Origin of the sequence: Pseudomonas sp. SbOxS1 (genome assembly GCF_013416725.1) — a bacterium.
GTDB lineage: Bacteria > Pseudomonadota > Gammaproteobacteria > Pseudomonadales > Pseudomonadaceae > Aquipseudomonas.
Map to the genome: position 1 here is coordinate 40,572 of NZ_JAAVXC010000033.1, position 17,388 is coordinate 57,959.

Annotated in this window: 14 protein-coding genes; 4 read left to right on the top strand and 10 right to left on the bottom strand. The window is 60.8% G+C overall.

What is annotated here, in order from left to right; genetic code table 11:
* The first annotated feature begins 122 nt into the window (after positions 1-122).
* Positions 123-1,025 (top strand): LysR substrate-binding domain-containing protein, encoded by a 903-nt coding sequence (locus tag HFK74_RS25755; protein ID WP_180205929.1) that lies wholly within the window; start codon positions 123-125, stop codon positions 1,023-1,025.
* 49 nt (positions 1,026-1,074) lie between these two features.
* Here the strand turns inward: HFK74_RS25755 and HFK74_RS25760 are convergent, their stop codons facing one another.
* From HFK74_RS25760 to HFK74_RS25770, 3 genes are read right to left on the bottom strand one after another with little or no spacing between them, the layout of a single operon-like run.
* Positions 1,075-2,469, bottom strand: coding sequence for an efflux transporter outer membrane subunit (locus HFK74_RS25760; RefSeq protein ID WP_180205930.1), 1,395 nt, complete (start codon positions 2,467-2,469; stop codon positions 1,075-1,077).
* Positions 2,466-5,612, bottom strand: a complete 3,147-nt coding sequence (locus HFK74_RS25765; RefSeq protein ID WP_180205931.1) for an efflux RND transporter permease subunit — start codon at positions 5,610-5,612, stop codon at positions 2,466-2,468. The genes HFK74_RS25760 and HFK74_RS25765 overlap by 4 nt, the downstream gene beginning before the upstream one ends.
* Before the next feature lie 2 nt (positions 5,613-5,614).
* Positions 5,615-6,811, bottom strand: a complete 1,197-nt coding sequence (locus HFK74_RS25770; protein WP_180205932.1) for an efflux RND transporter periplasmic adaptor subunit — start codon at positions 6,809-6,811, stop codon at positions 5,615-5,617.
* Positions 6,812-6,924: 113 nt separating this feature from the next.
* On the opposite strand from HFK74_RS25770, the gene HFK74_RS25775 reads away from it, so the two are divergent.
* Positions 6,925-8,343 (top strand): ATP-binding protein, encoded by a 1,419-nt coding sequence (locus HFK74_RS25775; RefSeq protein WP_180205933.1) that lies wholly within the window; start codon positions 6,925-6,927, stop codon positions 8,341-8,343.
* A 3-nt stretch (positions 8,344-8,346) separates the two neighbouring features.
* Complete coding sequence (locus HFK74_RS25780) at positions 8,347-9,042, top strand: response regulator (RefSeq protein ID WP_180205934.1); 696 nt, start codon at positions 8,347-8,349, stop codon at positions 9,040-9,042.
* Here the strand turns inward: HFK74_RS25780 and HFK74_RS25785 are convergent.
* From HFK74_RS25785 to HFK74_RS25795, 3 genes are all read right to left on the bottom strand, one after another.
* A complete protein-coding gene (locus HFK74_RS25785; RefSeq protein ID WP_180205935.1) occupies positions 9,020-9,469 on the bottom strand; it encodes a hypothetical protein in 450 nt (149 codons plus the stop codon). The two genes, HFK74_RS25780 and HFK74_RS25785, sit on opposite strands and share 23 nt — an antisense overlap.
* Before the next feature lie 91 nt (positions 9,470-9,560).
* The gene (locus tag HFK74_RS25790) at positions 9,561-10,850 is read right to left on the bottom strand and encodes an ATP-binding protein (protein ID WP_180205936.1); all 1,290 of its coding nucleotides are present in this window, start codon (positions 10,848-10,850) and stop codon (positions 9,561-9,563) included.
* Positions 10,847-11,530, bottom strand: a complete 684-nt coding sequence (locus HFK74_RS25795; RefSeq protein ID WP_180205937.1) for a response regulator transcription factor — start codon at positions 11,528-11,530, stop codon at positions 10,847-10,849. Before HFK74_RS25795 ends, HFK74_RS25790 begins: the two co-directional genes overlap by 4 nt.
* A gap of 225 nt (positions 11,531-11,755) precedes the next feature.
* On the opposite strand from HFK74_RS25795, the gene bamA reads away from it, so the two are divergent.
* Positions 11,756-14,122: an outer membrane protein assembly factor BamA gene (bamA, locus tag HFK74_RS25800; protein WP_180205938.1), complete on the top strand. Its 2,367-nt coding sequence runs from the start codon at positions 11,756-11,758 to the stop codon at positions 14,120-14,122.
* Between the two features lie 121 nt (positions 14,123-14,243).
* Here the strand turns inward: bamA and HFK74_RS25805 are convergent, their stop codons facing one another.
* Genes HFK74_RS25805 through HFK74_RS25820 form a run of 4 tightly spaced genes read right to left on the bottom strand, consistent with a single transcriptional unit; the run spans position 14,244 to position 17,337 of the window.
* Positions 14,244-15,077: an ABC transporter substrate-binding protein gene (locus HFK74_RS25805; RefSeq protein WP_180205939.1), complete on the bottom strand. Its 834-nt coding sequence runs from the start codon at positions 15,075-15,077 to the stop codon at positions 14,244-14,246.
* 56 nt (positions 15,078-15,133) lie between these two features.
* A complete protein-coding gene (locus tag HFK74_RS25810; RefSeq protein WP_180206055.1) occupies positions 15,134-15,862 on the bottom strand; it encodes an amino acid ABC transporter ATP-binding protein in 729 nt (242 codons plus the stop codon).
* Positions 15,863-15,885: 23 nt separating this feature from the next.
* Positions 15,886-16,629, bottom strand: coding sequence for an amino acid ABC transporter permease (locus tag HFK74_RS25815; RefSeq protein WP_180205940.1), 744 nt, complete (start codon positions 16,627-16,629; stop codon positions 15,886-15,888).
* Between the two features lie 6 nt (positions 16,630-16,635).
* A complete protein-coding gene (locus HFK74_RS25820; RefSeq protein WP_180205941.1) occupies positions 16,636-17,337 on the bottom strand; it encodes an amino acid ABC transporter permease in 702 nt (233 codons plus the stop codon).
* Between the last annotated feature and the right edge of the window lie 51 nt (positions 17,338-17,388).

Below are 17,388 nucleotides of genomic sequence, written 5' to 3' on the forward strand. Positions count from 1 at the left end.
ATTCACATTACGTATGCTCAGTACGAGACATACCGAGTAGTTAAATGTGGTTTACCTGATTCTTATGCCTACAACCGTTTGTAACAAACGTAATTCCTGCTGATTTTGCATGAGTTTTATGAATGAATCCTAGAAGACTGACCCCCTCAATGTCACTGCTGGTAGCCTTTGAAGCCGCCGCTCGCCACTGCAGCTTCACCAAGGCTGCAGAAGAACTGGCATTGACCCAGAGCGCCGTCAGCCGGCAGGTACAGACGTTGGAGGCTCAACTGGAAATCGAGCTCTTCAGGCGTGAAGGACGAAAGATTGAATTGACGGCTGCCGGCGCGCTTTATCAACACGAGCTGGCGGCAGCCTTGGGTCGCATTCGAAGCGCCACGTTGCAGACCATTTCGTACAAGAATGAAGGCGGTCCATTGAACCTGGCGGTATTGCCAACACTCGGTACGAAATGGCTGCTGCCACGGATGCATGAGTTCTACGCAAAACACCCGGACATACTGGTTCACATTCACTCAAGGATCATCCGGGAAGACGTTCAATCCTCAACACATGACATGAACGCAATCATCTGCGTGGGCTCCGGGGAGTGGCCGGGCTACATTTCGCATAAATTGCTCACGGAAAAACTGGTGGTTGTGGCCAGCCCTGCTGCATTGCCCGAGTACCGTTCGATGTCGCCCGCGAACGTTGCCGAGCAGGTGCTGTTGAATGTCGTGTCAAGGCCGAGCGCCTGGTCTGACTGGTTCGATCACCATCACCTTGACCACAGACACATGCGTGCGGGCCCGAGCTTTGAGTTCACGGGTCACCTCATTCAAGCGGTGTCAGCCGGGATTGGTATCGGCCTCATTCCAGAAATTCTTGTGCAGGATGAACTCAAGAGCGGAGACCTCGTCGCACTCTTCGAACCGATGAAAAGCGGCCGTAGCTACTACCTGATCTACGCGACCCGATACCAGCACCTGCCCTCCTTGAATGCTTTCAGCGCCTGGCTTCTATCACTGCCGTTTCCAGACAAATGACTCACTCGCAAACCTCTACACCCCACAAGCCCTTGGCGGGTATCAGCCGTTAATTCCAGCCGCCACCCAACACCTTGTACAAGTTCACCCGGTTGCTTTGCTCGGCCAGGCGCAGGGTGATCAGGTCCTGCTGCGCGCTGTAGAGCGAACGCTGGGCATCCAGGGCTTCGAGGTAACTTTGCGAGCCGCCGCGGTAAAGCGCGTCGGCCAGTTCGAAGCTTTTGCGGCTGGCGTCGGTCAGCGCTTGCTGGGCCGCCAGGCGTTGATCCAGGGTGCTGCGCACCGCCAAGGCATCCGCCACCTCCTTGAACGCCGTCTGCAGGGTTTGCTGGTAGGTTTGTACCTGAATCTCGCGTTCGACCTTGGCCGCGTCCAGTGTCGCGCGGTTACTGCCGGCATCGAAGATCGGCAGGCTGACGCTCGGGGCAAACGTCCACGCGCCGCTGCCGGACTTGAACAGGCCGGACAAGGCCGAACTCGCGGAACCGGCATTCGCCGTCAGGCTGATGCTGGGAAAGAATGCCGCGCGAGCCGCACCAATGTCGATATTGGCCGACTTGAGCGTGTGCTCGGCCGCCAGCACATCCGGGCGGCGTTGCAACAGGCTGGATGGCAGCTCAGCCGGTACCTCAACCAACAGCGCGGCCGATTGCAGGCGCGTGCCGGGTAGTAGATCCTCGGGAATGTCGCTGCCGACCAGCAGGCGCAAGGCATTGCGGTCCTGGAGAATCTGGCTTGCAAAGACCGCCACGTCGCCCCGTGCCGACTCCACGGTGGTTTGCGCCTGCGCCAGGGCCAGGCCGGAAGAGCCGCCCAACGCGTGGCTGCGCTGGGTCAATTCGTAGGTCGCCTGCTGACTGCGCAAGGTCTCCTGGGCCAGCTCTAACAGTTCGTTGTCCGCCGCCAGGGTCAGCCACGCCGTGGCTACTTCGGCCACCAGGCTGATCTGTGTACTGCGCCGGGTTTCGGTCAGCGCCAGATAGGCTTCCAGCGCTTCGTCCTGAAGGTTCTGTACCCGCCCGAACACATCCACTTCATAACTGCTCAGGCCCAGTTGCGCGCTGTAGTCATGACTGCTGGCCGCCGTGCCGCTGCTGGACAAGGAACCCGGTGTACGGCTGTGAGTGCCGCTGACGCCCGCATCGATTGAGGGCCAGGCTGCGGCTCGCTGGATGCGGTACTGCGCCTGGGCCTTTTCGATGTTCAGGCTGGCCAGGCGCAAGTCACGATTGTTGGCCAGCGCCAGGGACTGCAAGCGCGCCAGACGGCTGTCGGTGAAAAACTGCTGCCACTCGATGTCGGCGGCCACCTGCCCCTTGGGGGTGCTGGCAGCAGGCAGCCAGTGCTCGGCGACAGGCGCTTCAGGGCGCTCATACCGAGGCGCCAGATTGACGCAGCCGCCGAGCGCGAGAACGGCCAGCAGTGGCCAGTGAAACTTGATCATGCGTCACCTGCCTGGGCGGATTGGACGGAGGTCGAAACCGTGGAAACGCGACCGAAACGGCGGCGGATCAACACGAAGAACAACGGTACGAAGAAGATCCCCAGTACCGTGGCGCTGAACATGCCGCCCAGCACGCCGGTGCCGATGGCTTGGCGTCCGGCGGAACCGGCGCCGGAACTCAATGCCAGTGGCAGTACACCGAACATGAAGGCCAGGGATGTCATGAGAATGGGCCGTAGTCGTTGGCGCACGGCTATCAACGTCGCCTCCCGTAGGCTGTTGCCCTGCTCTTGCAGATGCTTGGCGAACTCGACGATCAGAATCGCGTTCTTGGCCGCCAGTCCCACGGTGGTCAACAGTCCCACCTGGAAGTACACGTCATTGCTCAAGCCCGTGAAACGGGTCGCCAACACCGCGCCGACCACACCCAAGGGCACCACCAGCATCACCGAGAACGGCACCGACCAACTCTCGTAAAGGGCGGCCAGGCACAGAAACACGAACAGCACCGAAATCCCGTACAGCAGCGGTGCCTGGGAACCGGACAGGCGCAGTTGATACGACTGCCCGGTCCACTCGTAACCGATGCCTTCGGGCAATTGCCTGATGATCGCTTCCACCGCGTCCATCGCCGCGCCGGAACTCACGCCCGACGCCGGATCGCCAACGATCTCCAAAGAAGCGCTGCCGTTGTAGCGCTCCAGCAACGGCGAGCCATAACTCCACGAGCTGCTGGCGAAGGAGGAAAACGGCACCATCTCGTCGTTGCTGTTGCGCACGAACCAATGATCCAGGTCCGCAGCCTGCATGCGCGCTGACGCCTGGCCCTGGACATAAACCTTCTTGACCCGCCCCTGGTTGAGGAAATCGTTGACGTAGCTGCCGCCCAGGGCCGTCGACAAGGTGGCGTTGATATCACTGGTGCTCAGGCTCAGGGCGCCGGCCTTGCGATCATCGATATGGACCTTGAGCTGAGGTGTGTCGTCCAGACCGTTACTGCGCACACCCTGCAGTCGCGGGTCTTTTTTCGCCAGGTCGATGAACTGCTCGCGAGCCGCTACCAGGGCGTCGTGCCCCAGCCCACCGAGATCCTTGAGTTGCAGGTCGAAACCGGAACTCTGCCCCAGGCCGCGCACGGCCGGTGGCTGCATGACAAACACGTTGGCATCGCCGATGCCCGCCAGCGCCTGGGTCGCGCGCCGGGCGATGGACGCCGAATCCTGCCCGGCCCCCGACCGCTCGCTCCAGTCCTTGAGCCGGACAAAGGCACGTGCGGTGTTCTGGCTGTTGCCGCCCATGCCCAGGCCGGTAATGCTGATCAGCGCCTCGACTTCAGGTTGTTCGAGCATGTAGCGCTCGAACTGCTGCATCACCGCTTGAGTACGGCTGTCGGTGGCGCCTACCGGCAGTTGCACCTGAGCCATGAGAATGCCCTGGTCTTCGTCCGGCACGAACGAGGTCGGCAGGCTGGCGTACCCCGCCGCCATGGCCAGTACCACCAGCCCATACACCAGCAGGCTGCGGTGCCCGCGCTGCAAAATACCGCCCACCAGACCTCGATAGGCCTCAGCGCTGCGTTCAAAGGTGCGATTGAACCAGGCGAAAAACCCGCCTTGGGTACCATGGCCCTGGGCGTCGGCAGGCTTGAGCAAGGTCGCGCACAAGGCCGGCGTCAGCGTCATCGCCACCAACACCGAGAGCACCATGGCCGAAACGATGGTCACCGAGAACTGCCGGTAGATAATCCCCGTGGAGCCACCAAAAAACGCCATGGGAATGAACACGGCGCTCAGCACCAGGGCGATGCCGATCAGGGCGCTGGTGATTTCATCCATCGATTGGCGCGTGGCGGCCAGGGCACCAAGCCCCTGCTCGCCCATTACCCGCTCGACGTTCTCCACCACCACGATCGCGTCGTCCACCAACAGGCCGATGGCCAGGACCATGGCGAACATGGTCAGCGTGTTGATCGAATAACCAAACAGCGCCAACACGCCGAACGTGCCCAACAGCACCACCGGCACTGTGATCGCGGGGATCAGGGTGGCCCGCAGGTTCTGCAGGAACAGGAACATGATCAACACCACCAGGACAATGGCTTCGCCCAGGGACTTGACCACCTCCTCGATGGACAGGCTGACAAAGGGCGTCGTGTCATAGGCAATGACGTTTTTCAGCTGCATTTGCGTCGGGTAGAACGGTTCCAGTTCCTTGAGCTTGGCCTTCACCGCCTCACCGACGGTCAGGGCATTGGCGCCCGCGGCCAACTGCACGCCCATGGCGGCAGCGGGCTTGCCATTGAGCGCGGAATTCACGTCATAGCTTTCACTGCCAAGCTCGACCTGCGCGACATCCCCCAGCAACACCACGGCCCCGTCACTTGAGGACTTGACCACGACGTTGCGAAACTCTTCGGCGGTTTGCAGCTTGCTGCGAGCACTGATCGTGGCATTCAACTGCTGCCCCTTCACCGCTGGCAAGGCGCCGAGCTGACCGGCGGACACTTCAGTGTTTTGCGCCTCGAGGGCGGCGCTGATATCGGAGGGCATCAGTGCGTACTTTTCCAGCAGGGACGGGTCCAGCCATATGCGCATGGCATATCCCGAACCCAGCGTCTGCACATCGCCTACACCGTCGATGCGGCTGATGGAATCGAGCAAGGTGCTGGAGATGTAATCGCCGATCTGGGTGCCGGTCACGGCTTCGTTATCGGAGGCCAGCGCGGCAATCATCAGGAAATCCGAACCACCCTTGGTGACCGTCAGGCCTTCACTTTGCACAGACTGCGGCAGTCTCGACTCGACTTGCTGCAGCTTGTTCTGCACCTGCATCTGCGCGACGTCGGGATCGGTGCCGGCGTCAAACGTCAGGTTGATTTCGGCACTACCTGCCGAGCTGCTGGAGGCCGACATGTAGGTCAGGTTGTCCAGCCCCGTCATCTGCTGCTCGATCACCTGGGTCACCGAGTCTTCCACGGTCTTGGCCGACGCACCGGTGTAAGTCGCGGAAATCCGCACCGTCGGTGGCGCGATATCCGGGTATTGCTCCAGCGGTAGCCGGCTGATGGACAACGCCCCGGCGAGCATGATGACGATGGCGATGACCCAGGCAAAAATCGGTCGATCAATGAAGAAGCGCGCCATGTTCAACCCTCCTGCGCAATGGCCGTCGGGGCGGCTTGCAATGCCCGCCCACGGGTGCCGGTGTTCTGCGCCAACACCTCGGCGCCTACCCGGACTTTCTGCCCTCCTTCGACGATCACCTGCTCACCTGCCTTGAGGCCGGCGGTGACCCACCACTGATTGCCGACGGCGCGATCGATGGTCAGCACACGCTGCTCCACCTTGCCGTTGACCACCAGCAACACCGAGGTCACACCGCTGGCGTCGCGGCTCACGGCCTGCTGCGGAATCAGGATCGCCTGGTCATTCCAGGCCTGCTCCACTACCGCCCGCACATACATGCCCGGCAGCAACAGATGCTCCGGATTGTCGAACTCGGCACGCAGGGTCACGGTGCCGGTGCCTTGGTTCACGCTGACCCCGCTGAATTTCAAGCGGCCTTCGTGGTTGTAGGTGCTGCCATCGTCAAGCTTCAGGCTGATCCGCGCTTCGCCCTCAGCGTTGCCTTGCAACGCACCGCTGGCCAGATCGCGCTTGAGACGCAACAGCTCGCTGGTCGATTGCGTGACATCCACGTAGATCGGGTCCAGCTGCTGCACGGTGGTCAGTGCGCTGTCCTGATTGGCCACGACCAGTGCGCCAGGGGTGACGGTCGATGTTTCGATGCGCCCGCCGACGGGCGAGCTGATGCGGGTGTACGCCAAGTTGATGCGCGCGGTATCCGCTCCGGCCTGCGCCACTTGCAGTTCCGCCTCGGCGGTCAGCAGGCTGGCCTGGGCGTCTTCGTTGTCTTGCTGACTGATGGCATCGATCTTCGCCAGTTGGGCATTGCGCCTGGCGGTGGCCTGGGCTGATTTCAGCGTGGCGCGCGCTTTTGCTACGGTCGCCTGGGCTTCAGCCAATGCGGCTTTGTATGGCGCCGCATCCAATTGATACAGCGCCTGCCCGGCCTTGACGTCGGCGCCTTCGACAAACAAGCGCTGCTGGACGATACCGCCGACCTGAGGGCGGATTTCGGCGACCGTGAGCGCCTGGGTGCGCCCGGCCAGCTCAGTCGTCAGCGCCTGGCTCTGAGGTTGCACGACCATCACCGACACCTTGGGCACGACGGCGACCGGCGTGGCGTCGCCCGCCGAGCAGCCGCTCAGCACGAACAAAATGATCAGGGAAAGGACAACGGCGGCGGTTACCAGGGATTTGGCGAAAAGTTTGGTCGACATATCTGCCTCTGCAAGACGGGGTGGCTTGAGCCATGCGCCATACTGCGAGGCAAATGTGCAGGAAAATTGAAGATTGCCTGCCGAGCTTGAATCTTCGTCGCGTCAGGGCCTAAATGACCGGGCCATCCACCGACCTGCCCGAGCCCATGAAACTGAGCATCTCCACCAAGCTGTTTGTAGCCGTACTGGCCAGCGTGCTGTTCGTCATCCTGAGCATGGGCCTGGCCACAAGCTGGAGCTTTGGCCGGGGTTTTCTCGGCTACCTCAATGAACAGGCCCTGGAGCGCATGGCCCCGGTCCTGCCTCGCCTGGCCAGCGCCTACGAGCGCGAGGGCAGCTGGGAATTCCTGCGGCACCAGCCCGATCGCTGGTTCGACATCATGCGGCCGGAGCCCAGGGACGAAGAGGTGTTCCACGAACTGAGGATTCCCTCATCCTCCGATCTGACAGGTGCATTGTTCCGCATTGCCCTGCTCGATCAGCAAAAAAAACGCGTGACCGGCTACCCCGCGATCGGTGATGACGCCCTGCTGCGCCCGATCGAAGTGGCCGGCAAAACCGTCGGCTGGCTGGCCGTTACCCCCTTCCAGAGCGTAACGGAAGCAGGGGGCGAACGGTTTCAGCAGTATCAATTGCGGGCCAGCCTGGGAATGGGTGTGCTCTCGTTGATGTTGGCGATGCTGATCGCCTGGTGGATCGCCCGCACCCTGCTCGATCCGGTCAAACGGGTGGCTGCGGCCACCCATCGACTGGCCGCCGGGGAATACAGCAACCGAGTGACCGTGTCGTCCAGCGACGAAGTGGGCCAACTGGCGCGCGACTTCAACCAGCTTGCCTACACGCTGGAGCGCAACGAACAGATGCGCCGGGAATTCATGGCCGATGTCTCCCACGAACTGCGCACCCCGCTGTCCGTGCTGCGCGGTGAACTGGAGGCCATTGAGGACGGTGTACGCACCCTCGATCAAGCCTCCATGAAGTCGCTGCAGGGTGAAGTCGGCATGCTCAGTAAACTGGTGGACGACCTGTACGAGCTGTCGTTGGCGGACGTCGGTGCCCTGAACTATCGCAAGAGCGAATGCGTGCTCAACGACTTGCTGGCAAACAGCGCGGCCATGTTTCAGGAGCGCTGCAACGCTGCGCAGCTGCGTCTGGAGCTGGACCTGCCGGCGCAACCGCTGCGGTTGGAGGCCGACCCGAAGCGCCTGCAACAGCTGTTTGGCAACCTGCTGGAGAACGCTGTGCGGTATACCGACCCAGGTGGCGTATTGCGCATCAGCGCTGCAATCGAGGGCGACAGCGTACGCATCGAGTTCCTTGATTCCGGCCCCGGGGTTGAAGCGCAACAATTGCCCCGGCTGTTTGAGCGCTTCTACCGCGGCGAAGCCTCGCGCAACCGTGCCAGTGGCGGCGCCGGCCTTGGCTTGGCAATCTGTCATAGCATCGCCCTGGCCCACGGCGGCAGCCTGACGGCCGATCACTCGCCCCTGGGTGGCCTCTGGCTGACCCTGCGCTTGCCACGGAATGCCTGAACCATGGTCAACGACACGCCGATTCTCATCGTTGAAGATGAACCCAAACTGGCCGCGCTGATGCGCGACTACCTGAGCGCTGCCGGTTACCCGACCCAGTGTCTGGACAACGGGTTGGACGTGGTGCCGGTGGTGCGTGCCCGTGAGCCCCGACTGATTTTGCTCGACCTGATGCTGCCCGGTCGTGATGGCCTGCAAGTGTGCAAGGAACTGCGCAGCTTCAGTGCGGTGCCCATCATCATGATCACCGCCCGGGTCGAGGAAGTGGATCGCTTGCTAGGACTGGACCTGGGTGCCGACGACTACATCTGTAAACCTTTCAGCCCGCGTGAAGTGGTCGCCCGGGTCAAGGCCATCCTGCGACGCAGCCCACACCTTCTGGCGTCTGCGCCATCGCGCCTGCAGATTGATGAAGAGCAGTACAAGGCCGTCCTCGACGGTATCGCACTGGACCTGACGCCCCTGGAACTGCGATTGCTCAGCACCCTCGCCCGCTCGCCAGGGCGCGTGTTTTCCCGGGATCAGTTGCTCGACAAGATCTACTCCGATCATCGAGTGGTGACCGATCGCACGGTCGACAGCCATATTCGCAATCTGCGGCGCAAGCTCGAACAGGCCTGCCCGGGGGAGAATCCCATCGAGTCGTTGTATGGCGTGGGCTACCGGTTTCAGCTCGTTACTGATCCGCCGCATAGATGATGGTTTGCGCGCTGTCTGACGCAGCAGGCGGGCGGGTGAAGTAGGTGTCGCCTTCGTCCGTCTGGATCTCGTAATGCGCCTTGTTGGCGACGCGATCCGACACACCGATATGCTTGATGATTTTCAGCACCCGCTGGAACTTCACGCCCTGGGTGCCGTTCTGGGCCGGCCCGGTGAGCACATTGACCTTTTGAAACCAGCCGGCATTTTTTTTGTTCGACACCAGCGTGCCGGTCAACGCCTCGAAACGCTCCAGGCGGGTAAAGCCCCAGAGCGTCTGTTCCTCCACCGCGTTGCCCGGCGTGGCAGAACCAGTAAACACGAACAGGTTGATGGCCGGGTTGTCTTCGCAAAAAAAGTCATAGGGCACCAGCCCGTCGACCATTTTCTTGCCGGACACGAATCCCTTTTTATGGACCAGAAACATCACCACCTCCGCTCAATGACTTCACTAGCACATCAGCAAACGCTGAGTAAGTTTGAGCGGGAAGTCTACTGAGGTGATGCGTTCAGGGCCGTCAAGCCAATGTAATTTCGTGTAAAGACCAGACCAGGCCGGGCAGGCTGACTTCCACGGTCAGGCCCCCGGCTGGCTCGTTACGTGCGTTGATCGTGCCTCCATGCATTTCCACGGATCTTGCGGCGATCGCCAGGCCCAGTCCGAAACCGGCACACGCTTCGTTCACACCGCGTTCGAACGGATGAAAAATGCTCTGCAGCCGTTCGCTTTCAACACCCGGCCCCTGATCGGTGATCCAGACCCTCAGGCAGTGTGTGTCGGGATTGACCTCGGCCGACACGACAACCGTCGTTCCGGGCCGGGTATAACGCACGGCGTTTCGGATGACGTTCTCGAAACACCGGTACAACAGCTCGCCACTGACGCGACTGACAAAGGCTGGACACGCTTGCAGGCTGACCCGGCAGCCTTTCATGGCGGCCTCGAATTGAGCGTCCTCGACAATCACCACCAGCAGTTCAATGATATCGAGTGGCTCGCGCTCGATACTGTCGGGGCGGCCCTGCACGCGTGCCAGGGTCAGCAATGCCTCAATCAACGTGTCCATGCGCACCGACTCACGCTCGATGCGCTCCACCATTTCCTGGCGTGCCGGGTCTTGCTGTAACAACCCGATGGCCGCTTGCATGCGCGTCAAGGGTGAACGCAGTTCGTGAGAGATGTCGTGCAACAGGTGTTGCTGGGCCTGCACCAGCAGTTTCAGCTGATTGGCCATGCGGTCGCAGTCCTCGGCCAGATCGACGATTTCATCGCGGCGCCCGCCCATCATCGGCTTGACCCGGGTTTCGAAACGCCCCTGCGCCACGTCGCTCATCGCCCGCCTCAGATAGGCCAGCGGCCACGCCAGGTAGTAGGCCAGGTACCCGCTGAACAGGGCACTCATCACCGTGCCGATGATCAACGGGATCGAGCGCCCGGGCCCTCTGTCACCGTCATTGCCGGGAGACTGTGAGGATCTGAGCGACAGCGCGACACCTTCCTTGCTGATGACCGATCGTTCATAGGCCGGATTTGGAACCGGCGATCCTGCCAGCAGTTGACCTGCCGGATCGTACACGCCAATCGCCTGGTCATCCGGGTGCTCCCACACCGTCAGCAACTGTCGGCCCGACTCGACGCCAAATTGCTCAAGCAGCTGTTTTTCGCTGGCCAGGATCGCCTCCAGATGAGGATCCCCAGGGCCGAAATTTCCCAGCACCAGAATGCCCAGCCCGACCAGGAACGTCAGGCTGGTAGCCAGCCAGAATGCCAGGAACAGTTTCCAGAACAGGCGACCCGGCTTCATCATTCGGCAATCAACAGGTAGCCGAGGCCACGCACGCTCTGGATCCAGGCCTTGGCGTCGGGGCGCGGGCCCAGCTTCTGGCGAATGCTGCTGATGTGCACGTCAATGCGCCGGTCGTAGCGGGTCAAGGGACAGCCCAGCGCATTGAGCGACAGATCCTGTTTGCTCACGACCTGCCCGGCGTTTCGCGCCAGTTCTTCAAGCAAGCTGAATTCGGTGCTGGTCACGCCCAGCTCGCTCCCCTGCCAATGGGCCTGGCGCTTGCCGGGCCACAACACCAGCGGGCCGGTCCTGATCACTTCCGTGGCGGGTTGGTCTGCCGGCTGCACCCTGCGCATGATCGCCCGCAACCGCGCTACCAGTTCACCCGGCGAGCTGGGCTTGGGCACATAGTCATCGGCGCCCAGTTCCAGGCCGGTGATCCTGTCGATGTTGTCGCCACGGGCCGTCAGCAACACCACCGGCACCTGGCTGACGGCCCGAATGCGCCTGAGCACCTCGATGCCCGACAGGCGGGGCAGCATCACGTCCAGCACCACGATGCTGTAGCGCCCGGAAAGCGCCTGAATTTCACCCTCCTCGCCCGAGTGCACCGCCGTCGCCTCGAAGCCTTCGCGCTCCAGATATTGGCTGAGCATTCCAGTCAGTTCCTGGTCGTCGTCAACTAGCAATACGCAAATCATGGAGAGCTCTTGAGTGGGTATCAGCCCATTATCGCCCGCGCACCGCGCAGCGTCATGGCCTTACACAAACCTTTACCTAACTTGACACTTGGTTAACCGCACCAAACGCACCGAGCTTTTATGCTTGCGCTCCACCAGCCTGCCCGCACAGCGGTACCTCGTCTTGTCTTGAGATATCCGCGCCCGCCTACGCTGCTTGTCGATGTGTCCTGGAAAAAGATCTTGATGAATTTTTCGCGTCTGCTCTGCTCGGTTGCCCTCTTGCTAAATGCCACACTTGCGCACGCCCAAGGCTTCAAAATCTCCGATATTCGCATCAACGGCCTGCAACGGGTCTCTGCTGGCAGCGTGTTCGGCGCATTGCCGTTGAACGTCGGCGATGACGCAGACAATCAGCGATTGGTGGAGTCCACCCGCGCATTGTTCAAAACCGGTTTCTTCCAGGATATCCAGCTGGGCCGTGACGGTGATGTCCTGATCATCACCGTGGTCGAACGCCCGTCAGTTGCCAGTATCGAGATCGAGGGCAACAAGGCGATCTCCACCGAAGACCTGATGAAGGGCCTCAAGCAATCCGGCCTGGCCGAAGGCGAGATCTTCCAGCGCGCCACCCTCGAAGGCGTGCGTAACGAACTGCAGCGCCAGTACGTCGCCCAGGGCCGTTACTCGGCATCGGTCGACGCCGAGGTCATCGCACAACCGCGCAACCGTGTGGGCCTGAAAATCAACATAGATGAAGGCTCTGTCGCGACCATCCAGCACATCAACGTGGTGGGCAATACCGTCTTCAGCGACGAGCAATTGACCGATCAGTTCACCCTCAAGACCAGCAACTGGCTGTCGTTCTTCAAGAACGACGACAAGTACGCCCGCGAAAAACTCTCTGGCGACCTGGAGCGCCTGCGCTCCTATTACCTGGACCGCGGTTACATCAACATGGACATCACCTCGACCCAGGTGTCGATCACACCGGACAAGAAACACATCTACATCACCGTCAACATCAACGAAGGCCATAAGTACAGGGTTGGTGAGATCAAGCTCAGCGGCGACCTGAAAGTCCCTGAAGAGCAGATCAAGTCCCTGCTGCTGGTGCAGAAAGGCCAGGTGTTCTCGCGCAAGCTGATGACCAGCACGTCCGACCTGATCACCCGTCGCCTGGGTAACGAGGGTTACACCTTCGCCAACGTCAACGGCGTGCCCCAGCCCCACGATGACGACCAAACGGTTGATATTACCTTCGCCGTCGATCCAGGCAAGCGTGCCTACGTCAACCGCATCAACTTCCGTGGCAACACCAAGACCGACGACAAGGTATTGCGCCGTGAAATGCGCCAGATGGAAGGTGGCTGGGCGTCGACCTACCTGATCGACCAGTCCAAGACCCGCCTGGAGCGGCTGGGTTTCTTCAAGGAAGTCAACGTCGAAACCCCGGCGGTGGTGGGTGTCGATGACCAGGTGGACGTGAACTACGGCGTTGAAGAGCAGGCGTCCGGTTCGATCACCGCCAGCGTCGGTTTCGCCCAGAGCGCGGGCCTGATCCTTGGGGGGTCGATCACCCAGAGCAACTTCCTGGGGACCGGCAACTATGCCAGCGTCGGCCTTACCCGTTCGCAATACCAAAGCAAGTACAACTTCGGTTTTACCAACCCCTACTTCACCCCCGACGGGGTGAGCCTGGGCTACAACCTGTTCTACAGCGCGACCGATTACAGCGACTACTACGATAATGGCGTTTCGTACTACGCCATCAACAGCTATGGCGCCGGTACCACGTTCGGCTACCCCATCAATGAAACGTCACGGATGAGTTTCGGCCTGAGCGCGCAACATGACAGTCTCGAGCCAGGGACCTACAGCGCCGATGAGATCTACGACTTTATCGAACGTGAGGGCAAGCAATTCACCAACTTCAAGGCCAGCCTCGGCTGGTCGGAGTCGACCCTGAACCGCGGCGTACTGGCCACCCGCGGGCATTCGCAAAACCTGAACCTCATGGTGACGGTGCCCGGCAGTGACCTGAGCTTCTACAAGATCGATTACACCGGGCAGGCTTTCCTGCCCGTCAGCGAATCCACCTCGCTGCGTTTCCATACCAAGCTCGGCTACGGCAACAGCTACGGCTCGACCGACGGCCTGCCGTTCTATGAAAACTACACCGCCGGTGGCGAGGGTTCGGTGCGCGGCTTTACCAGCGGCACCCTCGGCCCGCGCAACACCCCGGCCACCGGTACCTATGCCAGTGCCGGGCAAGCGTATTACTCAGACCGAGACACCGACGCCTTGGGCGGCAACATCCTCATCACCGGCGGAGCGGAATACCTGTTCCCGATGCCCTTCATCAAAGACAACAAATCCCTGCGCACCTCGGTGTTCTGGGACGTCGGCAGCGTCTATTCCAACAAGTGCTACCTGAGCACCACCCAGGGTTGCGACGGTGTCGACCTCGACCAGATGGCCAGTTCCGTAGGTATTGGCGTTACCTGGTACAGCCCGCTGGGTCCCTTGAGCGCCAACCTGGCGTTCCCGATTCGAAAGCCTGAGGAGGCCGACACACAAGTGTTCCAGTTCTCCATGGGGCAAACCTTTTGACTCCACTTCCAGCCGCCTCCACGAATCAAGCCGGCCATGACCTGTCCTTCACGCCGGCCTTTGCTGACGTAAAAACGCAAAAACGGGTTTGGAAAAACCCGTTCATCGCGGTGTATCAAATCTATGGCAGGGGATCGAATTTCAAATCGCTCAGACGCTGTACTTTGTCCTCGCGAACCATTTTGTATTCGGTGTTCGGGCCGATCCAGCGATCCCAGATCGCGTCGATCTCGCCAGCATTTTCCATCGCGACCAACGACTCGTTGACCTTGGCGAGGAAGGCCGGCTCGTCCCGTCGCATGCCAGCACCAATCGGCTCGAGCGCCATCGGCTCCTTGGCGAGCGCCAATTCGACACCGCTGGCCTTGGCCTGGTTGACCAGTTTCAAGGCGGTCATGGTGTTGGTCACCAGGCCCACGACCTTGTTCTGCTGCAAGGCCATATAGGCTGAGCCTGTGTCCTGGAACGTCACCGGCGTGGCCCCGGCGATACGAATCGATTGCTCGGACGTCGAGCCTTTGGTGGAGCTGATGCGCTTGTCCTGGAAAAAGCTTTTTGGCTTATCCGCATTGACGGCGCGCACCACCAGGGTTTCCTTGGCGATGTAGTACGGATCGCTGAATTGGATCTGGTCAGCCCGGGTTTTGGTGTAGGCCAGGTTGGCGAAAATCAAGTCAACGCGGCCCATTTTCACCTCAGGAATCCGTGCTTCGACCGACAGCGGCTTGAGCTCCAGTTCGACGCCCATGGTCTTGGCCAAGGCCTTGCACAGGTCGACGTCCATGCCCACCAGCTCACGGGTTTTCGGGTCCGGGGCGGAAAATGGCGGCACGTCGGCGTACACACCGCAGCTCAACGACTTCCTGGCCATGATGTCGCTCAATTGATCGGCCTGCGCTACCGCAACAGCCAGAGGACCTAACGCCAGCGTGACAAACAGATGCTTCATACGCATGGAAAAACTCCTGGGATTGGAAAGTCAGATGGCAGAAGGCGCAAAATCACTGCGGCTCAATGAGCACGCAGGTCGGCGATAAAGCGTTGCGCGCGCGGGTGCGAGGGCTGGTTGAAAAAGCGCTCGGGGGTGTTCTTTTCCAGAATCTGCCCCGCGTCCATGAACCAGATGGTGTCAGCGACTTCACGGGCAAAATTCATCTCGTGGGTCACGCACATCATGGTCATTCCATCCTTGGCCAAACTCTTCATGACGTTGAGCACTTCACCGACCATTTCCGGGTCGAGGGCACTGGTGGGCTCATCGAACAACATCACCGGCGGTTCCATCGCCAGCGCCCGGGCAATCGCCACCCGTTGTTGCTGGCCGCCGGACAACTGCGCCGGATAGGCGCCGGCCTTGTGAGCCAGCCCTACCCGGTCGAGCAATTGCATGGCTTGCTGCTTCGCGGCCGAGCCTTTCAGACCGCGAATCTTGCTGGGTGCCAGGGTGATGTTTTCCAGCACCGACAAGTGCGGAAAAAGATTGAAGCTCTGGAACACGAAACCCACTCGGCTGCGCAGCCGATTGACGTGGGCATCCGTGCCGTGCACGTCCTGGCCGTCGAACAGGATCTGGCCTTTCTGGATGTCTTCCAGGCGATTGACCGTGCGGATCAACGTTGACTTGCCGGAGCCCGACGGGCCGCACAACACCACCACTTCACCGGGTTTCACTTCGGCGGTGATATCGGTCAGCGCGTGGTACTCGCCGTACCATTTGTTGATGCTGGAAAACATGATCATTGGATGCATGGATGCAACCCTCTTCAATTATCGGTGACCAGCAAAGGGTCGCTCGCCACGGCCGCCTTGCTGTTGCCCAGGCGCTTGCGAGCGATACGCCGCTCCACCCAGCCGGCCAGATGGGTCAGGCCGAAACAGAGCAGGTAGTAGATGATCGCCAGGATGAAAAACACCTGGAATGGCTTGGTCAGCAGCTGGTTGTTGACCTGGTTGGCGGCGAAGGTCACTTCCTGGACGTTGATCACATAGCCCAGGGAGGTTTCCTTGATGATCGAGATGAACTGACTGATCAGGCTGGGCAGCGCGTTGTATAAAGCCTGCGGCAAGATCACCCAGAACGTCGTGCGCAGGTAACCCAGGCCCAGGGCCCGGGACGCTTCGTACTGCCCCGCCGGCAAAGCCTGGATACCGCCGCGAATGATTTCGCACAGGTAGGCGCTCTGGTAGATCACCAGCGTGCAGAGCATGGTCACGAACCCGGTGATGTTATGACCGATCAGCAACGGCACCAGGAAGTAGGTCCAGAAGATCACCATCAACAGCGGGATGCCCCGCAGCACATACACCCAGACAGTGGCGGCCCAGCGCAGCCCGGTCCACGGTGAAACCCGGGCCAACGCCAGCAGCAAGCCGAAAGGGAACGCCAGCAACAGCGCCAGTGCCGCCAGAATCAAGGTACTCGCCAAGCCGCCCAAAGGGCCGTGCGGGTACTGGCCGATCAGAAACAAGGTCCAGTTCTGCTGCAAGATCGAGAAGATATCGAACATGGTCGTCTACCTCGCCAACGCTTTGTTGAAGCGCCGCGCCAACAACGCGCCGAGCCCCATCAACAGCAGTGAAAAGACCAGGTAGAACACCGTGGCGACCAGATAGGACTCGAACGTGCGAAAGGTGTAGTTCTCCACCTCGCGGGTGGCGTAGGTCAGCTCCACCACGCCGATGGCCATGGCCAGGCTGGTGTTCTTGAACAGCAACACGGTGTGGTTGATCAAGGACGGCAGGCAGTTGCGCACGCCTTGCGGCAGGATCACGTAGCGCATCGAACGCACATAACCCAACCCGAGCGCCCTGGAGGCTTCCGTTTGCCCGGCCGGAATGGCGCGCAGGCCACTGCGGATGTCCTCACAGAAGTACGCTGCCTGGCACAGCCCCAAGGCAATCACCGAGAACAGGTATTCAGTGCTGTAGTTCGCCAGCCACAGTTGCGTGGACTCGCTGAGCAAGGTCGGTACACCGAAATACCAGAGCATCAACTGCACCAGTGTCGGCACGTTGCGATGGTAGGACACGTAACCGGCCACCAGGCGATCGGCATATTTGTTGCCGGTCAGGCGTACGGTCACCAGCAATAGCGCGAGGGCCATTGCCAGCAGCCAGGCGAACAGCGCCAGCTGCAGGGTTGTTTCGATGCCCTTGACGATCAGCTCGGCATATTCGCCTTGCAGAACCGCGGCCAAATCGAAGTCATGCTTCATGGTCAATCCCCATCGGCATTGGGATAAGGGCAGGGATAAGACGCCAGGCTC